Raw genomic sequence first — 15,300 nt, 5'->3', positions numbered from 1 at the left:
CCGCGCCGGCCCGTGATGATGAACGCCTCGCTGGGCCCGGCGACCTTGTAACGGGTGATGACGGTGAGGCCGAGGAGCACGACGAGGACGACGATGCCCACGACGGCGGCCAGGACAGGACTCATGGTGAGCTCCCCCTTGGATGGAAGAAGATGTGGAGAGAGGGGACGGAAGAGGGACGGCGGCCGGGTCGGGCCGGGTCTCGGACCGGGTCTCGGACCGGGTCAGGGTTCGACGGGCCGGGGCAGCGTTGGACAGGCCGGGTCAAGCGGTTGACAGGCCGGGTCAGCGTTCGACGGGCCGGACGGTCACCGACGTCGGCGACAGCACGGACTCCACCCACACCTCGGCACCCCGCGCCACCGGTCCCGCGGCCCTCGCCGCGTACTTCACCGGCTGCCCGGCCAGATACAGCAGGACCTCGCCGTAGCCGTCGGCGGGAATGGCCGTGACCACCGCGCCCGAGGTCCCCGTGAGGTCCTCGCCCCGTGGCGCGGGCCCCGAGCCGTCCCGGAGCAGCGCCCGGCTGAACCGCCAGGTGAGCCAGGCCGTGAGCAGGCCCACGGCGATGCCCGCGAGGGTCGCGGCCACGACGCCGGCGCCCGCGGCGCCCGTCGCGATGGCTCCCGTGAAGCCGAGGGCCGAGACGAAGCCGGCGATCACCGGCAGCGAGAGGACCCCGTCGAGTACGTCGAGTCCGCCACCGATCGAGTCGAAGAACCCTTCGAGGATGCCGTCGAAGACCAGGGAGAGGGCCAGCAGGACGAGACCCGCGCTGCCGAGACCCAGAAACCAGCCCATGTGCGCCCCCTCGTTCCGTGCGGCCGTTCCGCCCCCAGGCAAAGGCTGTCACGGACCGGCGCCGCTGTTCATTGCCTGGTTCCGGCAGTCTTTACGCGTTCTTGATGCCGTCGGGAGAGGGGGCGGCGAGGCGGGGCGCGGCGGGAGGCTCAGGAAGTCACAGCGGCTGGTCGGGCCAGCCGAGGAGCCGGGCCCCGACGGTGGCCGTCTGCAGGGTGTAGCGCTGGACCGGATCGGCGGGGTCCGCGCCCGTCAGCCGGTGGATGCGGTCGAGGCGGTACGTCATCGCCCGCACGCTCAGGCTCAGTCGGCGGGCCGCCTGCGCGGTGACGCAGCCGGTGTCGAAGTACGCGGTGAGGGTGTCCAGCAGGGGCTTCGGGCCGCCGCGCGCCTCCTTGAGCGGACCCAGCACGGTCCGGACGAGATCGGCCATGGCCTGCCGGTCCCGGGCGAGCACCGGGTAGACGAGGAGGTCCGCCGCGTGGAGGACCGGGTCGTCCAGGTCCATGCGGGCGGCGAGGTCCAGCGCGTTGAGGGCCTCCTCGTAGGAGTGGACGACACCGCCGGCGCCCGGGTGCGCGCGCCCGACCGCGACCTGCCCGCCGCCGGTCGCCCCGTACGCCTGCTTGGCGAAGTGGGCGAGCACCTCGGGCTCGTCCGCCGGGGCCAGGCAGATCAGCCGCCCGTCCTTGGTGGTGAGCAGGATCCGTCGGTCGCCGAAGCGGGCGAGGAGCGAGGACTCGACGGCCCGCGTGACCGCGCAGCCGTCGTCGTACGGCTCCGGGCCCCGCGCCACGGCGACGGCGTGGGCGTGGGACAGGAGCAGTCCGAAGCGCACCGCGCGCTCGGCGAGCCTCCCGAGGTCGCTGCGCCCGTACAGCAGGTCGTCGACGAACTCCCGTCGCGCGGCCTCCTCCTGGCGGATCGCCAGCCGCTGCGCCCGCTCGTGGCCCTCGGCGAAGGCGTCGACGGCCTGTTCCACCGCGCTCAGGAGGTGACCGACGGCGGAGTGCGGCACATCGGGGAGGACCCGCTGGGCGGCCGAGAGATGGGCGCGGACCAGGGCCCGCAGTCCGATGCCGACCTCCGCGGCCCGCTCTCCCCGGGAGCGCAGGGCCTCGCGTTCGTCACGGGTGAGCCTGCGGCCCCCCGCGCACACACCGGTCAGGATCTCGGCGTACCCCTCCAGATACTCCTCGACCGGCTCCCTCTCCCTCTCTCCGTGCCTGTCCCTGTCCGTCTCCGTCTGCGTCACGGCCCCTCCCGCCCTGCCCGGCGCGTCCTGACGAGTTCTTGACGCGCGGGGACCAAGGGTGACACGCCGCGAGCCCGGGCGAGGAGCGGAGCAGGCCTTTCCCGGCGCACAGAAGTGGTCCCCGATAGCGCGGGGAGAGTGGACCTCCACCAGGACCGCGCCGCTTCCTAACGTCGGGACCATGAACGCGAACTCCCTGCGCGGCGTCCTGCTCGTCACCCTCGCCTACGCCCTCGTCGGCGCCTCCTTCACCGCCAACAGCCTCCTCGGCGCCTATCCGTACGCGGGCGGGCAGGCGCTGCGGTACGCGGCGGCCTGTCTGCTCCTGCTCCCGCTCCTCGGCCGCGGCGGCCTGGCCCCGCTCCGTGTCCTGACGCTCCGCCACTGGCTGCGGCTCGGCGCGGTCGCGGGTGTCGGCATGGTCGGCTTCAACCTCGCGGTCCTCGCCGCCGAACGGACCGCCGAACCGGCCGTCCCAGGCGTCCTGGTCGGCTGCGCCCCGATCGTCGTCGCCGTCCTCGTCCCGCTGACCGAGGGCCGCAAGCCTGCCCCCGCCGTCCTCTACGGGGCCCTGCTCGTCGCCGCCGGCGCCTTCACCGTGCAGGGCTGGGGGCGGACGGACCCGGCCGGGATCGGCTGGTCGATGGCGGCGCTCGCGGGCGAGGTGGGGTTCACCGTGCTCGCCGTACCGGTGCTGCGCCTCCTCGGGCCGAAGCTGCTGACCGCCGCCGTGTGCGGGGTCGGCGCGGTCGAGGCGACGCTGCTCGGCCTCGTCGTCGACGGGGCCGGCTTCGTCCGGATGCCGACGGCGGTGGAGACGGGCGCCCTCGTCTGGCAGGCGGCCCTGGCCACCGTCGTCGGCTTCGTCCTCTTCTACATGGGCGTCCAGCGGATCGGCATGGAGCGGGCGACCCTCTACACCGGGGCGATCCCGGTCGCCGCCGCGCTCAGCGCCGCCGCCGTCGCGGGCGCCGCCTTCGGGCTCCCGCAGGCGGCCGGGAGCCTCCTCGTGGGGGCCGGCGCCGCCCTGGGCACCGGCCTCTTCAGCCGCAGGGGGTCAGCGGCTGCCGTCCAGGAGGACGCGGGCGACGAGAGCCGGGTCGTCGTTCATGGGCACGTGACCGCAGCCGGGCAGCCGCACCAGCCGGGCGTCGGGCAGGGCGTGCTTGGCGCGGACGCCCTGGCGGCGCAGGAGAAGCCGGTCCCGGGTGCCCCAGGCGACGGTGACCGGGACGGCGGGCACGTCGTCGCGGAAGAGGGCGGCCCGGCCAGCGGCCAGGGTCTGGTGGAAGCCGGTGGCCGCACGCAGCGCGAGGGTCTCGGCGACGACCGCCTCGGGTGAACGGCGTCCGGGGCGCGCGTAGATGGTGCTGGTGAGCACGGTCCGCCCGGCGGGCGTACGGGAGAGCCGCTCGATCACCGGCACGGGCAGCGCGAGGGCCGCGCCCCGCATGGCCCGTAGCGTCCCGAAGGCGTACCGTCGCTCGGCCTCCGACCAGAAGCCGGCGGGGGAGAGGGCGGTCACGGAGCGGACCAGCTTCTCCCGGCCGAGCTCGATCGCGAGCAGTCCGCCCAGGGAGTTCCCCGCGACGTGCGGCCGGTCGAAGCCGACGGCTTCGCAGAAGGCACCGAGCACCGGGACGACGGAGGGCAGGTCGTAGGGGCAGCCCTCGGGCAGACCGTCCGAGGCGCCGAAGCCGGGCAGGTCGACGGCGATCACCTCGCGCTCGCCGGCGAGGATGTCGAGCACCGGCTCCCAGGCCTGCCAGTGGTGGCCGATGCCGTGGAGCAGCAGCAGCGGTTCCCCCGAGCCCCTCCGCTCGTACGTGAGGGACGTCGTACGGGGACCCGAAGGGGTCTCGATCGAGAACGCGATCCGTGCGGGCATGCCGGCTCCCTGCGGTTACTTAGACGACTCGTCAGCTAGAATTACCGTTCGGTAGTCAGTAGTTCAAGAGCGGGGTCCGAAACTGGACAGGGCAGCGACGGTCGGCTGGGATGGGCCGGTGCCCACCGATACCGAGACCACGGCCGATACCGAGACCACGCCGACCGCCGCCCTCACCGACCTCTTCGAGGAACACCGCCGGATGCTCCTCGGTGTCGCCTACCGGATGCTCGGCCGCGCGGCCGACGCCGAGGACGTCGTCCAGGAGGCCTGGCTCCGCTGGACCGCCGAGGACCGCGCCACCGTCCGCGAGCCGCGCGCCTTCCTCGTACGGATCACCACCAGGCTCGCCCTCGACCGGCTGCGGCAGGCCCAGGCGCGCCGCGAGTCCTACGTCGGCCCCTGGCTGCCGGAACCCGTCGTCACCGACTTCGGGCCGACCGCCCCGGACACCGCCGAGCGCGCCCTGCTGGCCGACTCCGTCTCCCTGGCGGTCCTCGTCGTCATGGAGTCCCTCTCCCCGTTGGAGCGGGCCGTCTTCGTGCTGCGCGAGGCCTTCGGCTTCCCCTTCACGGAGATCGCCACCGCGCTCGACCGTTCCGAGGCGGCCGTGCGCCAGCTCGCCGGCCGGGCCCGGCGCCACGTCGACGAGGGCAGACCGCGCTACGACGTCGACCCGGCCGAGCGCCGCGACCTCACCGAGCGCTTCCTCGCCGCCGCGGCCGGCGGTGACCTCGGCGAGCTCCTCTCCCTGCTCGCCCCGGACGCGCGGCTCGTCGGCGACAGCGGAGGGAAGTCCAAGGCCCCGCTGCGGATCATCGACACCGCCGACAAGGTCGGCCGCTTCCTCTGTGGCGTGGCGAAGGGGTCGCAGAGCGTGTACGACTACCGCTTCGCCGAGCTCAACGGCGCCCCCGCCGTCGTCGCCTTCCAGGACGGCAGGCCGGACTCGGTCTTCCAGGTCGAGGTGCGCGACGGCCGCGTCCAGTGCGTCTACATCATCCGCAACCCCGACAAGCTCCACGCCCTCGCCGGCCTCTGAGGACCACCGGACGCGGCCCACCCCCGGCGCCCTACCTCTCCCCAGCTCCGCCCCCGCTCCGGCCCCGTCTCCCGTCCCGGGAGGCGGGGCCGTTTGCTGCGCCGGGCACACGAGGGCGCGAACGTCCTGTGAACGATCTAGGTCGGAGGGTCACATTCAGGGGCGTCTGACGGAGGATTGGTCTTGACCAAGGGGGTGGCTCGCCTTATGGTCGCAGAGTTAGTGCAGGAACCTTTAATAAACAAGGGCGCGGAAAAACGCCGCGGGACACGGCGAATTGCGGAGGATCAGGGTGGGGACCACGCAGCTGGAATCGGTACCGGAGCCGAAGTACCAGCACCTCAAGACAGTGATCGGCGAAGCGCTCGACTCGGACTTCGCCGTCGGAGAGATCCTGCCGAACGAGCGGGAGCTCGCGGCGCGGTTCGGCGTCGCCCGTGCCACGCTCCGCCAGGCCCTGGAGCAGCTGGAGCTGGAAGGCCGCCTCCAGCGCCGCCGCGGGGTCGGCACCACCGTCGCCCCGCCGCGCGTCGGCGTCGACGTCTCCACCGCCCAGCACTCCTGGCCCGGTGTCGGCGACGAGACCTGGCAGCCCCAGGACTCCGTCTCGGACGTGGTTCCGGCCGCCGTCGCGCGCGTCCTGGAGACCGAGCCGGGCGAGCGGGTGCACATCGTCCGCCGTCTCCGCGTCACCCAGGGCCAGCCGGTCGCCGCCGAGCTGCTGTACGTGCCGGCCGCCTCCGTCCCGGGTCTCAGCGCCATCGACGCCCCCGCCGGACCCGCCAGGGCCCGCACGGTGCTGCGCGAGCTCCAGCACCTCGCCCTCGACGGCCAGGACCGTTCCGTGGAGCTCGGTTCCGCCCGTGCCGACGACGCCAAGGAGCTCGACCGGCTGCCCGGCGCGCCCGTCCTCGTCGTGACGACCCGCTACCTCTCCGAGGGGCGCACCGCCGCCGTCTCGGTCGCCACGTACCGCGCCGACACCTGCCGCCTCACCTTCGGCGACTCGGTCGACCTCGTGATGGCCTCCTGACACTCGCGCACCGCGCACCGGCCCGTCGAAGGACCGCCACGACCGGCGGTTCAGCGGCGGGCCGTCACCGTTCCGTCGACCGCGAAGAGCTGCTCCTCGACGTGGTCCAGGGCGAGGCGCAGCGCACCCGTGCCCACGGCGGCCTCGCCCAGCAGCGAGAGCACCACGCGCGGCGGCCGCAGGCAGAAGCGCGCGAGCTCCTCGCGGAGCGGCGGGAGGACCCCGTCGAGCCCGGCGGCCCAGCCGCCGACGACCACCAGCTCGGGGTCGAGCGCGAGCACCAGTGCCGCCACGTCGTGCACGAGCCGCTGGATGAACCGGTCCACCGCCGCCTCCGCCCGCGCGTCGCCCTTGCGGGCCAGTGCGAAGACCTCGGCGACCGCCTGCTCGTCCAGCGGGTGCAGCGGCTCGTCGGTGGTCGACAGGAGGTGCTCGGGGGTCACCCCGCGGCCGAGCAGGTGCAGGGCCCCGATCTCGCCGGCCGCTCCGCCGTAGCCGCGGTGCAGCCGGCCGCCGATCAGCGACCCGGCGCCCGGGCTCAGCCCGGCGAGGACGAAGACGATGTCGTCGGAGTCGGTCGCGGCGCCCTTCCAGTGCTCGGCGACCGCCGCCGCGTTCGCGTCGTTCTCGACGATCACCGGGCAGCGGAAGGAGCGGCGCAGCCGCTCGCCGAGCGCGAGACCCGTCCAGCCGGGCAGCGCCGTACCGAGGCGCACCGTGCCGTCGGCCTCCACGATGCCGGGCGTCCCGACGCCGACGGCCCGCAGGTTGGAACGGGCGACCCCGGCCCTGCGCAGGACGTCCGCGACGACCGCGCGCACCTTGTCCAGGCGCTCGTCCTCCGTGGCCGTCTCCGAGACCTCGCGGGACCCGGCGCCGATGATCCGGCCGTCCAGACCGGACAGCAGCGCGGCCACGCGGTGCGGGCCGATCTCGATGCCGAGGAGATGACCGGCCTCCGCACGGAAGCGGAACCTCCGGGCCGGACGCCCCTGACGCCGGGCCTCGCCCTCCTCGGGCGCGGACTCGACGACGAGCCCGCCCTCCATGAGTCCCTCGACGACCCCTTCGACCGTCGGCCGGGACAGACCCGTGATCCGGGTCAGGTCCGTGAGCGTGGGCGCGTCGGCGCCCCGCAGGGCATGGAGTACCACCGCGGAGTTGATCCGCCGCAGCAGAGACGGATCCCCGCCGGTCAGCCGCCCCACAGTGTGTCCTCCCAGCTCGTGCACCTCTTCGGCGGATGGTACTCAATGGGTCCCGGCGCGGCGAGTGCCGCCCCCGGGCCGTACGGCCCCGGGACCCGGCGGGCCCGCCTGACGCGACGCCAACTGTCAGTGCCGGCCGCTTTACTGGCCTCATGACCACGGCACGCCATCTGGCGACGATCGACGAGTTCCGCGCCCGCCTCGCCGACGCTTCCGGCGGCGGTCGGCCCTCCCACCCGGGCACCCACCCGGGCGTCCATCCGGGCGTCCATCCGGGCTTTCACCTGGCCGAACTCGCCACGAGCGAGGACTTCTGGGAGGACGACGGCACCCGCCGGGCGCTCGCCGAGGAGCAGTACGAAGCGGAGCGGGACGGCCTCGCCGGCCTGCTCGCCGCTCGCTGGGGCCCGCCGGTGGAGCTGGACCTCTGGCCGCTCTTGGAACGGAGCCTGGCCGGCGAGTCCTTACCGGAGCCCTGGTCCACCCTCTGCTCCGACACCCCCGAGCTGCTCCTCTGGCAGGACGACGACCGCTGGATCGGCCTCGGGATCTCGCAGTGGGACAAGGAGCTGCCCCTCCGGCTCCTCGCCGTGGTGACCACGGCGGATCCGCCTCGGGCGTAGGCGACCGCCGAGTCGCCCGTCCTTGGTCGCCATCCGGTGCCCGTACTCCCGGCGCGCGCCCCCGGGGACATGTCCTCCATCGGACCGTCCTCGACCGGCTGAAACGGCCGGTGGCCACCCCACTCCACGGGCGCTCCCCTCACGAACCGGGCAGCCCCGCGGCCTCCCGGAGCCTGGCGTACTCCTCGGCCATCGTCGCCGCCGTCCAGTGGGCGTTGAGGCCGCTCGGGTTGGGCAGCGCCCAGACCCGGGTGGAGCCGATCATCCGCTCCTGCGGCCCGATGGCGGCCTTCGGCTCGCCGAAGGCCGTCCGGTACGCGGTGACGCCGACGACCGCCAGCCACCGAGGCGCGAGGCGCTCGACCCTCTCGGTCAGGAGGCGTCCACCCTCCTGGTACTCCTCGCGGCTCAGCTCGTCGGCCCTGGCCGTCGCACGGGCGACGACATTGGTGATGCCGAGTCCGTACGAAAGGAGTTCTTGCTGCTCGTCCGGCCGCAGCTGCCTCGGGGTGAAGCCCGACAGGTGGAGCACCGGCCAGAACCGGTTGCCGGGGCGGGCGAAGTGGTGGCCCGTCGCCGCCGTCATGAGACCCGGGTTGATCCCGCAGAAGAGCACGGAAAGGCCGCCCGCGGCCACGTCGGGAACGACGCGGTCGCGGGCGGCCTCCAGCTCCGCCTTGGTGAACCGGGGGGTTCGGGTCAGAGGATCGCGCCGGGGGTGTAGGCCGCGGCCTCCGGGTGCTGCTTCAGGATCTCCTCGATACGGGAGACGACGACCGCGACCTGGTCGGCGGCGGCGCCCGTGAAGGACAGCTTGTCGGCCATCAGCTCGTCGAGCTGCGCACGGTCCAGCGGGATCCGGTCGTCGGCGGCCAGCTTGTCGAGGAGCTCGTTGCGCTCGGCGCCCTGCTCGCGCATGGCGAGGGCGGAGGCGACGGCGTTCTCCTTGATGGCCTCGTGGGCGACCTCGCGGCCGACGCCGGCGCGCACGGCGCCCATGAGGACCTTGGTGGTCGCCAGGAAGGGCAGGTAGCGGTCGAGCTCGCGGGCGACGACGGCCGGGAAGGCGCCGAACTCGTCGAGCACGGTCAGGAAGGTCTCCAGGAGGCCGTCCAGCGCGAAGAACGCGTCCGGCAGGGCGACGCGGCGGACCACGGAGCAGGACACGTCGCCCTCGTTCCACTGGTCGCCGGCCAGCTCGCCGGTCATCGACGCGTAGCCGCGCAGGATGACCATCAGGCCGTTGACGCGCTCGCAGGAGCGGGTGTTCATCTTGTGCGGCATCGCCGAGGAGCCGACCTGGCCGGGCTTGAAGCCCTCCGTGACCAGCTCGTGGCCGGCCATCAGGCGGATCGTCTTGGCGATCGACGAGGGCGCGGCGGCCAGCTGCACCAGCGAGGTGACCACGTCGTAGTCGAGCGAGCGCGGGTAGACCTGGCCGACCGAGGTGAAGGCGTTGGCGAAGCCGAGGTGACCGGCGATCCGCTGCTCCAGGTCCGCCAGCTTGCCCGCGTCGCCGCCGAGCAGGTCCAGCATGTCCTGAGCGGTGCCGACCGGGCCCTTGATGCCGCGCAGCGGGTAGCGGCCGAGGAGCTCCTCGAGACGCGCGTACGCCACGAGCAGCTCGTCCGAGGCCGTCGCGAAGCGCTTGCCGAGGGTGGTCGCCTGGGCGGCGACGTTGTGCGAGCGGCCCGCCATGACCAGCTCGGCGTACTCGGCGGAGAGCTTGCCGAGGCGGCCGAGGACGGCGACCGTACGGTCGCGCATCAGCTCGAGCGAGAGGCGGATCTGGAGCTGCTCGACGTTCTCGGTGAGGTCGCGCGAGGTCATGCCCTTGTGGACGTGCTCGTGGCCGGCGAGGGCGTTGAACTCCTCGATCCGGGCCTTCACGTCGTGCCGGGTGATCTTCTCGCGCTCGGCGATGGAGCCGAGGTCGACCTGGTCGAGCACGCGCTCGTAGTCGGCGAGGGCGGCGTCCGGAACCTCGATCCCGAGGTCCTTCTGCGCTCGCAGCACGGCGAGCCACAGCTGACGCTCCAGCTTCACCTTCTGCTCGGGGGACCAGAGGACGGCGAGCTCCGCGGAGGCGTAGCGGCCGGCCAGAACGTTGGGGATGCGGGGCTTCGCAGTCACAGCAGTCACGTGGAGAGAGTCTACTGGCGGTTTGTGCAGGCCAGCGCCACGGCCGGATGTGGACTTTGCTACGAGACGCAGGTCACGGAGGTGACCCTCCGTCGGCTCACGGGCCGGCCGGCGCCTCGTACGGCAGCAGCTCGGGGCGCTTCGGGGCGCGGCCGTCGCCTGACGAGCGGCCCGTGAGCCTGCGCCCGATCCACGGGCCCAGGTGCTCCCTGGCGAAGCGGGCGTCCGCGATCCGCCGGCTCGCCCAGGCGGGCCGCCCGGCCGGGGGCAGCGGAGTCCGCCAGTCGTCCTCGGGCGGCAGGCCCAGCGCCTGCCACACGGCCTCGGCCACCCGTCGGTGCCCTTCGGAGGTCAGGTGGAGCCGGTCCACGTCCCACAGCCGGGGATCGCCGAGCGCCGGCGCCCCGTACAGGTCGACGACGAGGGCGCCGTGTCGGGCGGCGAGCTCGTCGAGGTGGGCGAAGAGCTCCTCCATGCGGGGGCGGAAGCGCTCCATCACCGGGCCCTGGCGCCCGGGGCTGCGCATCAGGACCAGCTGCTCGCAGGAGGGTGTGAGGCGTTCCACTGCCTCGGTGAGCAGGTCCCGCACCCGGACCATGTCGACCTTGGGCCGGAGGGTGTCGTTGAGGCCGCCGACCAGGGTCACGACATCGGCCTTCATGCCTGCGGCCAGGTCGACTTGCTCGTCGACGATCTGGCCGATGAGCTTTCCGCGCACGGCGAGGTTCGCGTAGCGGAAGTCGGGCGTACGGGCGGCGAGCCGGCCCGCGAGGACGTCGGCCCAGCCCCGGTACGAGCCGTCGGCCTTCAGGTCCGACATGCCCTCGGTGAAGCTGTCGCCGAGGGCGACGAGACTGGTGTAGGTGGCATTGATCTCCATGGCGGAGAGATCATACCGCGCGGTATGCGCGGGATGCCGTGGAGGACCCGAAGGGGAAGATCCGATGAGCGACGGCCTCCTGAGCACACTGGCGGAGGCCCTGGCGGAGCTGGTGGCGGCCGTCGAGACGAGCGACGACGAGGTCCTGGACCCCGACACGGCGGTGAAGTGGCTGGAGGGCACCGCGGCCACGCTCTCCGCACTCCCGACGGCCGACCGTCGTGCCCTCGACGGACACTTCCGCGCGGCGGCCCAGCGCCACCCGGAGGGCCCCTGGCGGGAAGAGCTGCTGAGGGTCCCGGAGGCCTTCGGCCTCCCGGAGGAGACCTGCGCGCCCGCCCGGGCCGCAGCCCGGGCGACCACAGAAGCCGCCCCCGGCGCCGCGCACACCCCCGCCGCCACGCACGCCCCCACGCTCGCCGCCGCCTGCGAGGCGCTCGCCCGGCAGGCACGCCGCTTCGTCGCCACCGTCCGGGCGCCGACCCCGCCACGCCCGTGCCGACCTGCCCCGGCTGGCCCCTCGCCGAGCTGACCCGGCACCTCGGCACCGTCCACCACTGGGCCGAGCACCTCGTCCGCACCCGGGCCACCGTCGGCGTCCCCGCCCGGGACGTCCCGCTCGGCCTGCCGAGGGACCCCGCCGGGTACCCCGCCTGGCTCGCCGACGGCGCCGAGGCGCTCGTCTCCACCCTGCGCGCCGCCGACCCCGACACCCCGCTCTGGTCCCCGGGGCCCGAACCACGCGCCGGTTACTACCCGCGCCACGTGCTCTTCGAGGCCGTCGTGCACCAGGCCGACGCCGAGCTGGCCCTCGCGGGGGCCGCGGAAACGATCGACCCGGGCACGGCCGCCGAGGGCATCGAGCACCACCTCGCCACCCTCCTGTACGTCCCGAGGACCGCCGAGCGGATCGCCCACCTCGACCGTGACGGTGAGCCGCTCCGGTTCACGGCCCGCGACACCGGTACCGTCTGGACGCTCACGCTCGGCGGGGGCGGCTTCACCCAGCGGCGCGGAAGCGCGGTGTCCGCCGCCCGCACCGAACCGGCCGCGGGCGTCACCGGCGACAGCGGCGACCTGCTCCTCCTCCTGCACCGCCGGTACACCGCCGACGACCCGCGCTTCGCCCGCACCGGGGACCGCGCCCTCCTCGACGACTGGCTGACCGCCACCGCGCTCTGAGGAGCCGTACCCGAGAAATGGCCGAAGGGCCCCGGGAGGAGGTCCCGGGGCCCTTCGTCACGACGTGCCCGCGGCCTACGGCGCCGCCGGGCGCCCCACCAGCTCGCGCAGCACGTCCTCCATCGTCACGAGACCGGCCGGCTTGCCGTCCTCGTCGAGGACCGCGGCCAGGTGTGTACGGCTCCGGCGCATCGCGGTCAGGACGTCGTCCAGCGGCGTGGCCGCCCGGACCCGGGCGATCGGCCGCAGCGCGGACACCGGGAACGGCAGGTCGCGCGGGGAGACGTCCAGGGCGTCCTTGACGTGCAGATAGCCGAGGATCCTGCGCTCCGAGTCGACCACCGGGAAACGCGAGTAGCCCGACGACGCCGACAGCGCCTCCAGCTCCTCGGGAGTGGTGCCGACCCGCGCGTACACGACCTTCTCCGCCGGCATCACGACGTCCCGCACCGGACGGCGGCCCAGCTCCAGGGCGTCGTGCAGCCGCTCGGCGGCCCGGTCGTCCAGGAGCCCGGCGTCGCCGGCGTCGGTGACCATGCGGGCCAGCTCGTCGTCCGAGAACGTCGCCGCGACCTCGTCCTTGACCTCCACCCGCAACAGCTTGAGCAGCGCGTTCGCGAAGGCGTTGATCGCGAAGATCACCGGCCGCAGCGCCCGGGCGAGCGTCACCAGCGGCGGGCCGAGGATCAGCGCGGTGCGCGTCGGCTCGGCCAGCGCGATGTTCTTCGGGACCATCTCGCCCAGCAGCATGTGCAGGTACGTGGCCACGCTCAGCGCGATCACGAACGAGATGGGGTGGACCAGCCCGTGCGGCACGCCCACCGCGTCGAAGACCGGCTCCAGGAGGTGCGCGATGGCCGGCTCGGCGACGATGCCGAGGACCAGGGTGCAGAGCGTGATGCCGAGCTGGGCCGCCGCGAGCAGCGCGGAGACGTGCTCCAGGCCCCAGATGACGCTGCGCGCCCGCCGGTTCCCGGCCTCGGCCAGCGGCTCCACCTGACTGCGGCGGACCGAGATCAGCGCGAACTCGGCGCCGACGAAGAACGCGTTGACGACGAGGGTCAGCAGACCGATCAACAGCTGGATGACGATCATCGGCCGGCCTCCCCGGTCTCGTCGGAGTCGTGCGGAGCGGCGTGAGCGGGGGCGTGCATCAGCACGCGCGCCGCGCGCCGCCCGGAGGCGTCCACGACGTCCAGCCGCCAGCCCGCCAGCTCCACGGTGTCGCCGACGGCCGGGATGCGGCCCAGCTCGTTGGCGACGACACCCGCGAGCGTCTCGTACGGGCCGTCCGGCACCCGGAGGCCGATCGCCCCCACCTGGTCCGTTCGTGCGGCGCCGTCGGCGGACCACAGCTCACGGCCGTCGGCGTCCTCGCCCGCCCGCGCCAGGTCGGGCGTCTCGTGCGGGTCGTGCTCGTCGCGGACCTCGCCGACGACCTCCTCGACGATGTCCTCCAGGGTCACGACCCCGGCCGTGCCGCCGTACTCGTCGATCACGACGGCCATCGTCTGCTTGCCGGAGAGCCGGTCCAGGAGACGGTCCACGGTCAGGGTCTCCGGGACGAGCAGCGGCTCGCGCACCATCTCGCCGATCCGGCGGCGCGCCCGCTCGCCGGCCGGTATGGCGAGCACGTCCTTGATGTGTGCGATGCCGACGACCGAGTCGAGGTTGCCCCGGTAGACGGGGAAGCGGGAGAGCCCGGTCGCGCGGGTCGCGTTCGCCACGTCCTCGGCGGTGGCCTGCACCTCCAGGGCGGTGACCTGGACGCGGGGCGTCATCACGTTCTCGGCGGTCAGCTCGGCGAGGTTGAGCGTACGGACGAACAGCTCGGCCGTGTCCGCCTCCAGCGCCCCCTCCTTCGCGGAGTGCCGGGCCAGCGCCACGAGCTCCTGCGGGGAGCGCGCCGAGGCCAGCTCCTCGGTCGGCTCCATGCCGAGCCGGCGCAGGATCCGGTTCGCGGTGTTGTTGAGGTGGCTGATCAGCGGCTTGAAGGCGGCCGTGAACACCCGCTGCGGGGTCGCCACCACCTTCGCGACCGCGAGGGGCGAGGAGATCGCCCAGTTCTTCGGGACCAGCTCGCCGACGACCATCAGGACGACGGTCGACAGGGCGGTGCCGATGACGAGGGCCACCGAGGACGCCACCGTGGGCGAGAGGCCGAGCGCCTCGACCGGGCCCTTGATCAGCTTGGCGACCGAGGGCTCGGCGAGCATGCCGACGACCAGGTTGGTGACGGTGATGCCGAGCTGGGCTCCGGAGAGCTGGAAGGTCAGCGAACGGACGGCCTTGAGGGCGCTCGCCGCGCCGCGCTCGCCGCGCTCGACGGCGGCTTCGAGCTCGCCGCGCTCGACCGTCGTGAGCGAGAACTCGGCCGCGACGAAGGCGCCGCACGCGAGCGAGAGCAGGAGCGCCAGCACGAGCAGAAGCACTTCGGTCATCGGTTCACCTCCGTCCCATGATCAGCCAGAGGGGAGAGGATCGCTCGATGTCGGAACGTGGAACCAGTGCTACTGGGAGGCTCGCCCATGGGCGGACGCTCACACCTTTCGGTCGTCGGGATGAAGAACCATGGTAAAGGATGGGCAAAGCGGAGTCATGATCGGCCGTCGGGAAGTCCGGCTCGCCAGCCGTCGACCGGCTGGCGACCCGCTGGCGACGGGCTGTCGGAGGGCTCTCGCGGACCTGCCGAGGGGCTGTCGCAGACCTGCCGAGGGGCTGTCGAGGATCCGCCGAGGATCTGCCGAGGGGCGCTTGCCCCGAACCCTCGTCGACGGCCCCCGAGGGGCTCCCTTCGTCCGCCTTCGGTCAGCTGTCGAGGGGCTTCACCCACCGGCGCCACTGATCCTGGCGCTCGTACCCGGCGGCCGTCCAGAGCCGCCGGCCCGTCTCGTTCGCTTCCAGGACCATCGCGTCCACCCGTCGCCCGCCGAGCGCGGCGAACCGCTCGTCGGCCGCCCGCAGCAGCGCGGTGGAGATGCCGCGCCGGCGGTGGGAGGGCAGCACGGCCAGCCGGTAGAGGGAGGCGCGCCAGCCATCCCAGCCGGCGATCACCGAGCCCACGATGACCCCGTCGGCGACCGCGAGGATGAGCGCGTCCGGATCCCGCTCGACGAGCCGGGTCACCCCGTCCACGTCGTCCGAGACGGACGTCCCCTCGGCGGACTCCTTCCAGAAGGCCAGGACGGCATCGGCCTCTTCGGGCAGGGCGGAACGTATCTGCGGATGGGTCATGGCCCGGATCCC

General features: G+C 73.6%; 15 protein-coding genes. 5 read left to right on the top strand and 10 right to left on the bottom strand.

Annotated features, from left to right (window positions below; genetic code table 11):
* Positions 1–285: 285 nt before the first annotated feature.
* From IE124_RS19960 to IE124_RS19950, 3 genes are all read right to left on the bottom strand, one after another.
* Positions 286–801, bottom strand: a complete 516-nt coding sequence (locus IE124_RS19960) for an NfeD C-terminal domain-containing protein (RefSeq protein WP_189509172.1) — start codon at positions 799–801, stop codon at positions 286–288.
* 157 nt (positions 802–958) lie between these two features.
* The gene (locus IE124_RS19955; RefSeq protein ID WP_370468787.1) at positions 959–1,990 is read right to left on the bottom strand and encodes a PucR family transcriptional regulator; all 1,032 of its coding nucleotides are present in this window, start codon (positions 1,988–1,990) and stop codon (positions 959–961) included.
* Positions 1,991–3,113: 1,123 nt separating this feature from the next.
* Complete coding sequence (locus IE124_RS19950) at positions 3,114–3,944, bottom strand: alpha/beta fold hydrolase (protein WP_189509170.1); 831 nt, start codon at positions 3,942–3,944, stop codon at positions 3,114–3,116.
* 118 nt (positions 3,945–4,062) lie between these two features.
* Here IE124_RS19950 and sigJ point away from each other — a divergent pair, with 118 nt between their 5' ends.
* Together sigJ and IE124_RS19940 are read left to right on the top strand one after the other, a co-directional pair.
* A complete protein-coding gene (gene sigJ, locus IE124_RS19945; protein WP_268246743.1) occupies positions 4,063–4,986 on the top strand; it encodes an RNA polymerase sigma factor SigJ in 924 nt (307 codons plus the stop codon).
* 292 nt (positions 4,987–5,278) lie between these two features.
* A complete protein-coding gene (locus tag IE124_RS19940; protein WP_189509169.1) occupies positions 5,279–6,019 on the top strand; it encodes a GntR family transcriptional regulator in 741 nt (246 codons plus the stop codon).
* A 50-nt stretch (positions 6,020–6,069) separates the two neighbouring features.
* Here IE124_RS19940 and IE124_RS19935 read toward each other — a convergent pair whose 3' ends face one another.
* Positions 6,070–7,227 carry an ROK family transcriptional regulator gene (locus IE124_RS19935; RefSeq protein WP_189509168.1) on the bottom strand — a complete coding sequence of 386 codons (1,158 nt, stop codon included), beginning with the start codon at positions 7,225–7,227 and terminating at the stop codon, positions 6,070–6,072.
* 152 nt (positions 7,228–7,379) lie between these two features.
* On the opposite strand from IE124_RS19935, the gene IE124_RS19930 reads away from it, so the two are divergent.
* Positions 7,380–7,850, top strand: coding sequence for a hypothetical protein (locus IE124_RS19930; protein ID WP_189509167.1), 471 nt, complete (start codon positions 7,380–7,382; stop codon positions 7,848–7,850).
* A gap of 139 nt (positions 7,851–7,989) precedes the next feature.
* On the opposite strand, the gene mug is transcribed toward IE124_RS19930, so the two are convergent.
* From mug to IE124_RS19915, 3 genes are all read right to left on the bottom strand, one after another.
* Positions 7,990–8,487: a G/U mismatch-specific DNA glycosylase gene (mug, locus tag IE124_RS19925; protein WP_189509166.1), complete on the bottom strand. Its 498-nt coding sequence runs from the start codon at positions 8,485–8,487 to the stop codon at positions 7,990–7,992.
* Positions 8,488–8,549: 62 nt separating this feature from the next.
* A complete protein-coding gene (gene purB, locus IE124_RS19920; RefSeq protein ID WP_189509165.1) occupies positions 8,550–9,992 on the bottom strand; it encodes an adenylosuccinate lyase in 1,443 nt (480 codons plus the stop codon).
* Positions 9,993–10,089: 97 nt separating this feature from the next.
* Positions 10,090–10,872 carry an SGNH/GDSL hydrolase family protein gene (locus tag IE124_RS19915; protein ID WP_189509164.1) on the bottom strand — a complete coding sequence of 261 codons (783 nt, stop codon included), beginning with the start codon at positions 10,870–10,872 and terminating at the stop codon, positions 10,090–10,092.
* A gap of 64 nt (positions 10,873–10,936) precedes the next feature.
* Here IE124_RS19915 and IE124_RS19910 point away from each other — a divergent pair, with 64 nt between their 5' ends.
* Both IE124_RS19910 and IE124_RS19905 read left to right on the top strand, forming a co-directional pair.
* A complete protein-coding gene (locus IE124_RS19910) occupies positions 10,937–11,404 on the top strand; it encodes a hypothetical protein (protein ID WP_189509163.1) in 468 nt (155 codons plus the stop codon).
* Entirely contained in the window at positions 11,368–12,054 is a 687-nt protein-coding gene (locus tag IE124_RS19905; RefSeq protein WP_189509162.1) for a maleylpyruvate isomerase N-terminal domain-containing protein, read from the top strand. Before IE124_RS19910 ends, IE124_RS19905 begins: the two co-directional genes overlap by 37 nt.
* 75 nt (positions 12,055–12,129) lie before the next feature.
* Here IE124_RS19905 and IE124_RS19900 read toward each other — a convergent pair whose 3' ends face one another.
* From IE124_RS19900 to IE124_RS19890, 3 genes are all read right to left on the bottom strand, one after another.
* Positions 12,130–13,149, bottom strand: a complete 1,020-nt coding sequence (locus IE124_RS19900; RefSeq protein WP_189509161.1) for a hemolysin family protein — start codon at positions 13,147–13,149, stop codon at positions 12,130–12,132.
* Complete coding sequence (locus IE124_RS19895; RefSeq protein WP_189509160.1) at positions 13,146–14,495, bottom strand: hemolysin family protein; 1,350 nt, start codon at positions 14,493–14,495, stop codon at positions 13,146–13,148. Before IE124_RS19895 ends, IE124_RS19900 begins: the two co-directional genes overlap by 4 nt.
* A gap of 367 nt (positions 14,496–14,862) precedes the next feature.
* A complete protein-coding gene (locus tag IE124_RS19890) occupies positions 14,863–15,288 on the bottom strand; it encodes a GNAT family N-acetyltransferase (protein WP_189509159.1) in 426 nt (141 codons plus the stop codon).
* Positions 15,289–15,300 lie beyond the last annotated feature (12 nt).

The sequence above is a fragment of the Streptomyces narbonensis genome, assembly GCF_014649015.1.
GTDB lineage: Bacteria > Actinomycetota > Actinomycetes > Streptomycetales > Streptomycetaceae > Streptomyces > Streptomyces narbonensis.
Note: the sequence above shows the minus strand (reverse complement) of the source record. Positions and strands in the feature narration are given on the sequence as shown.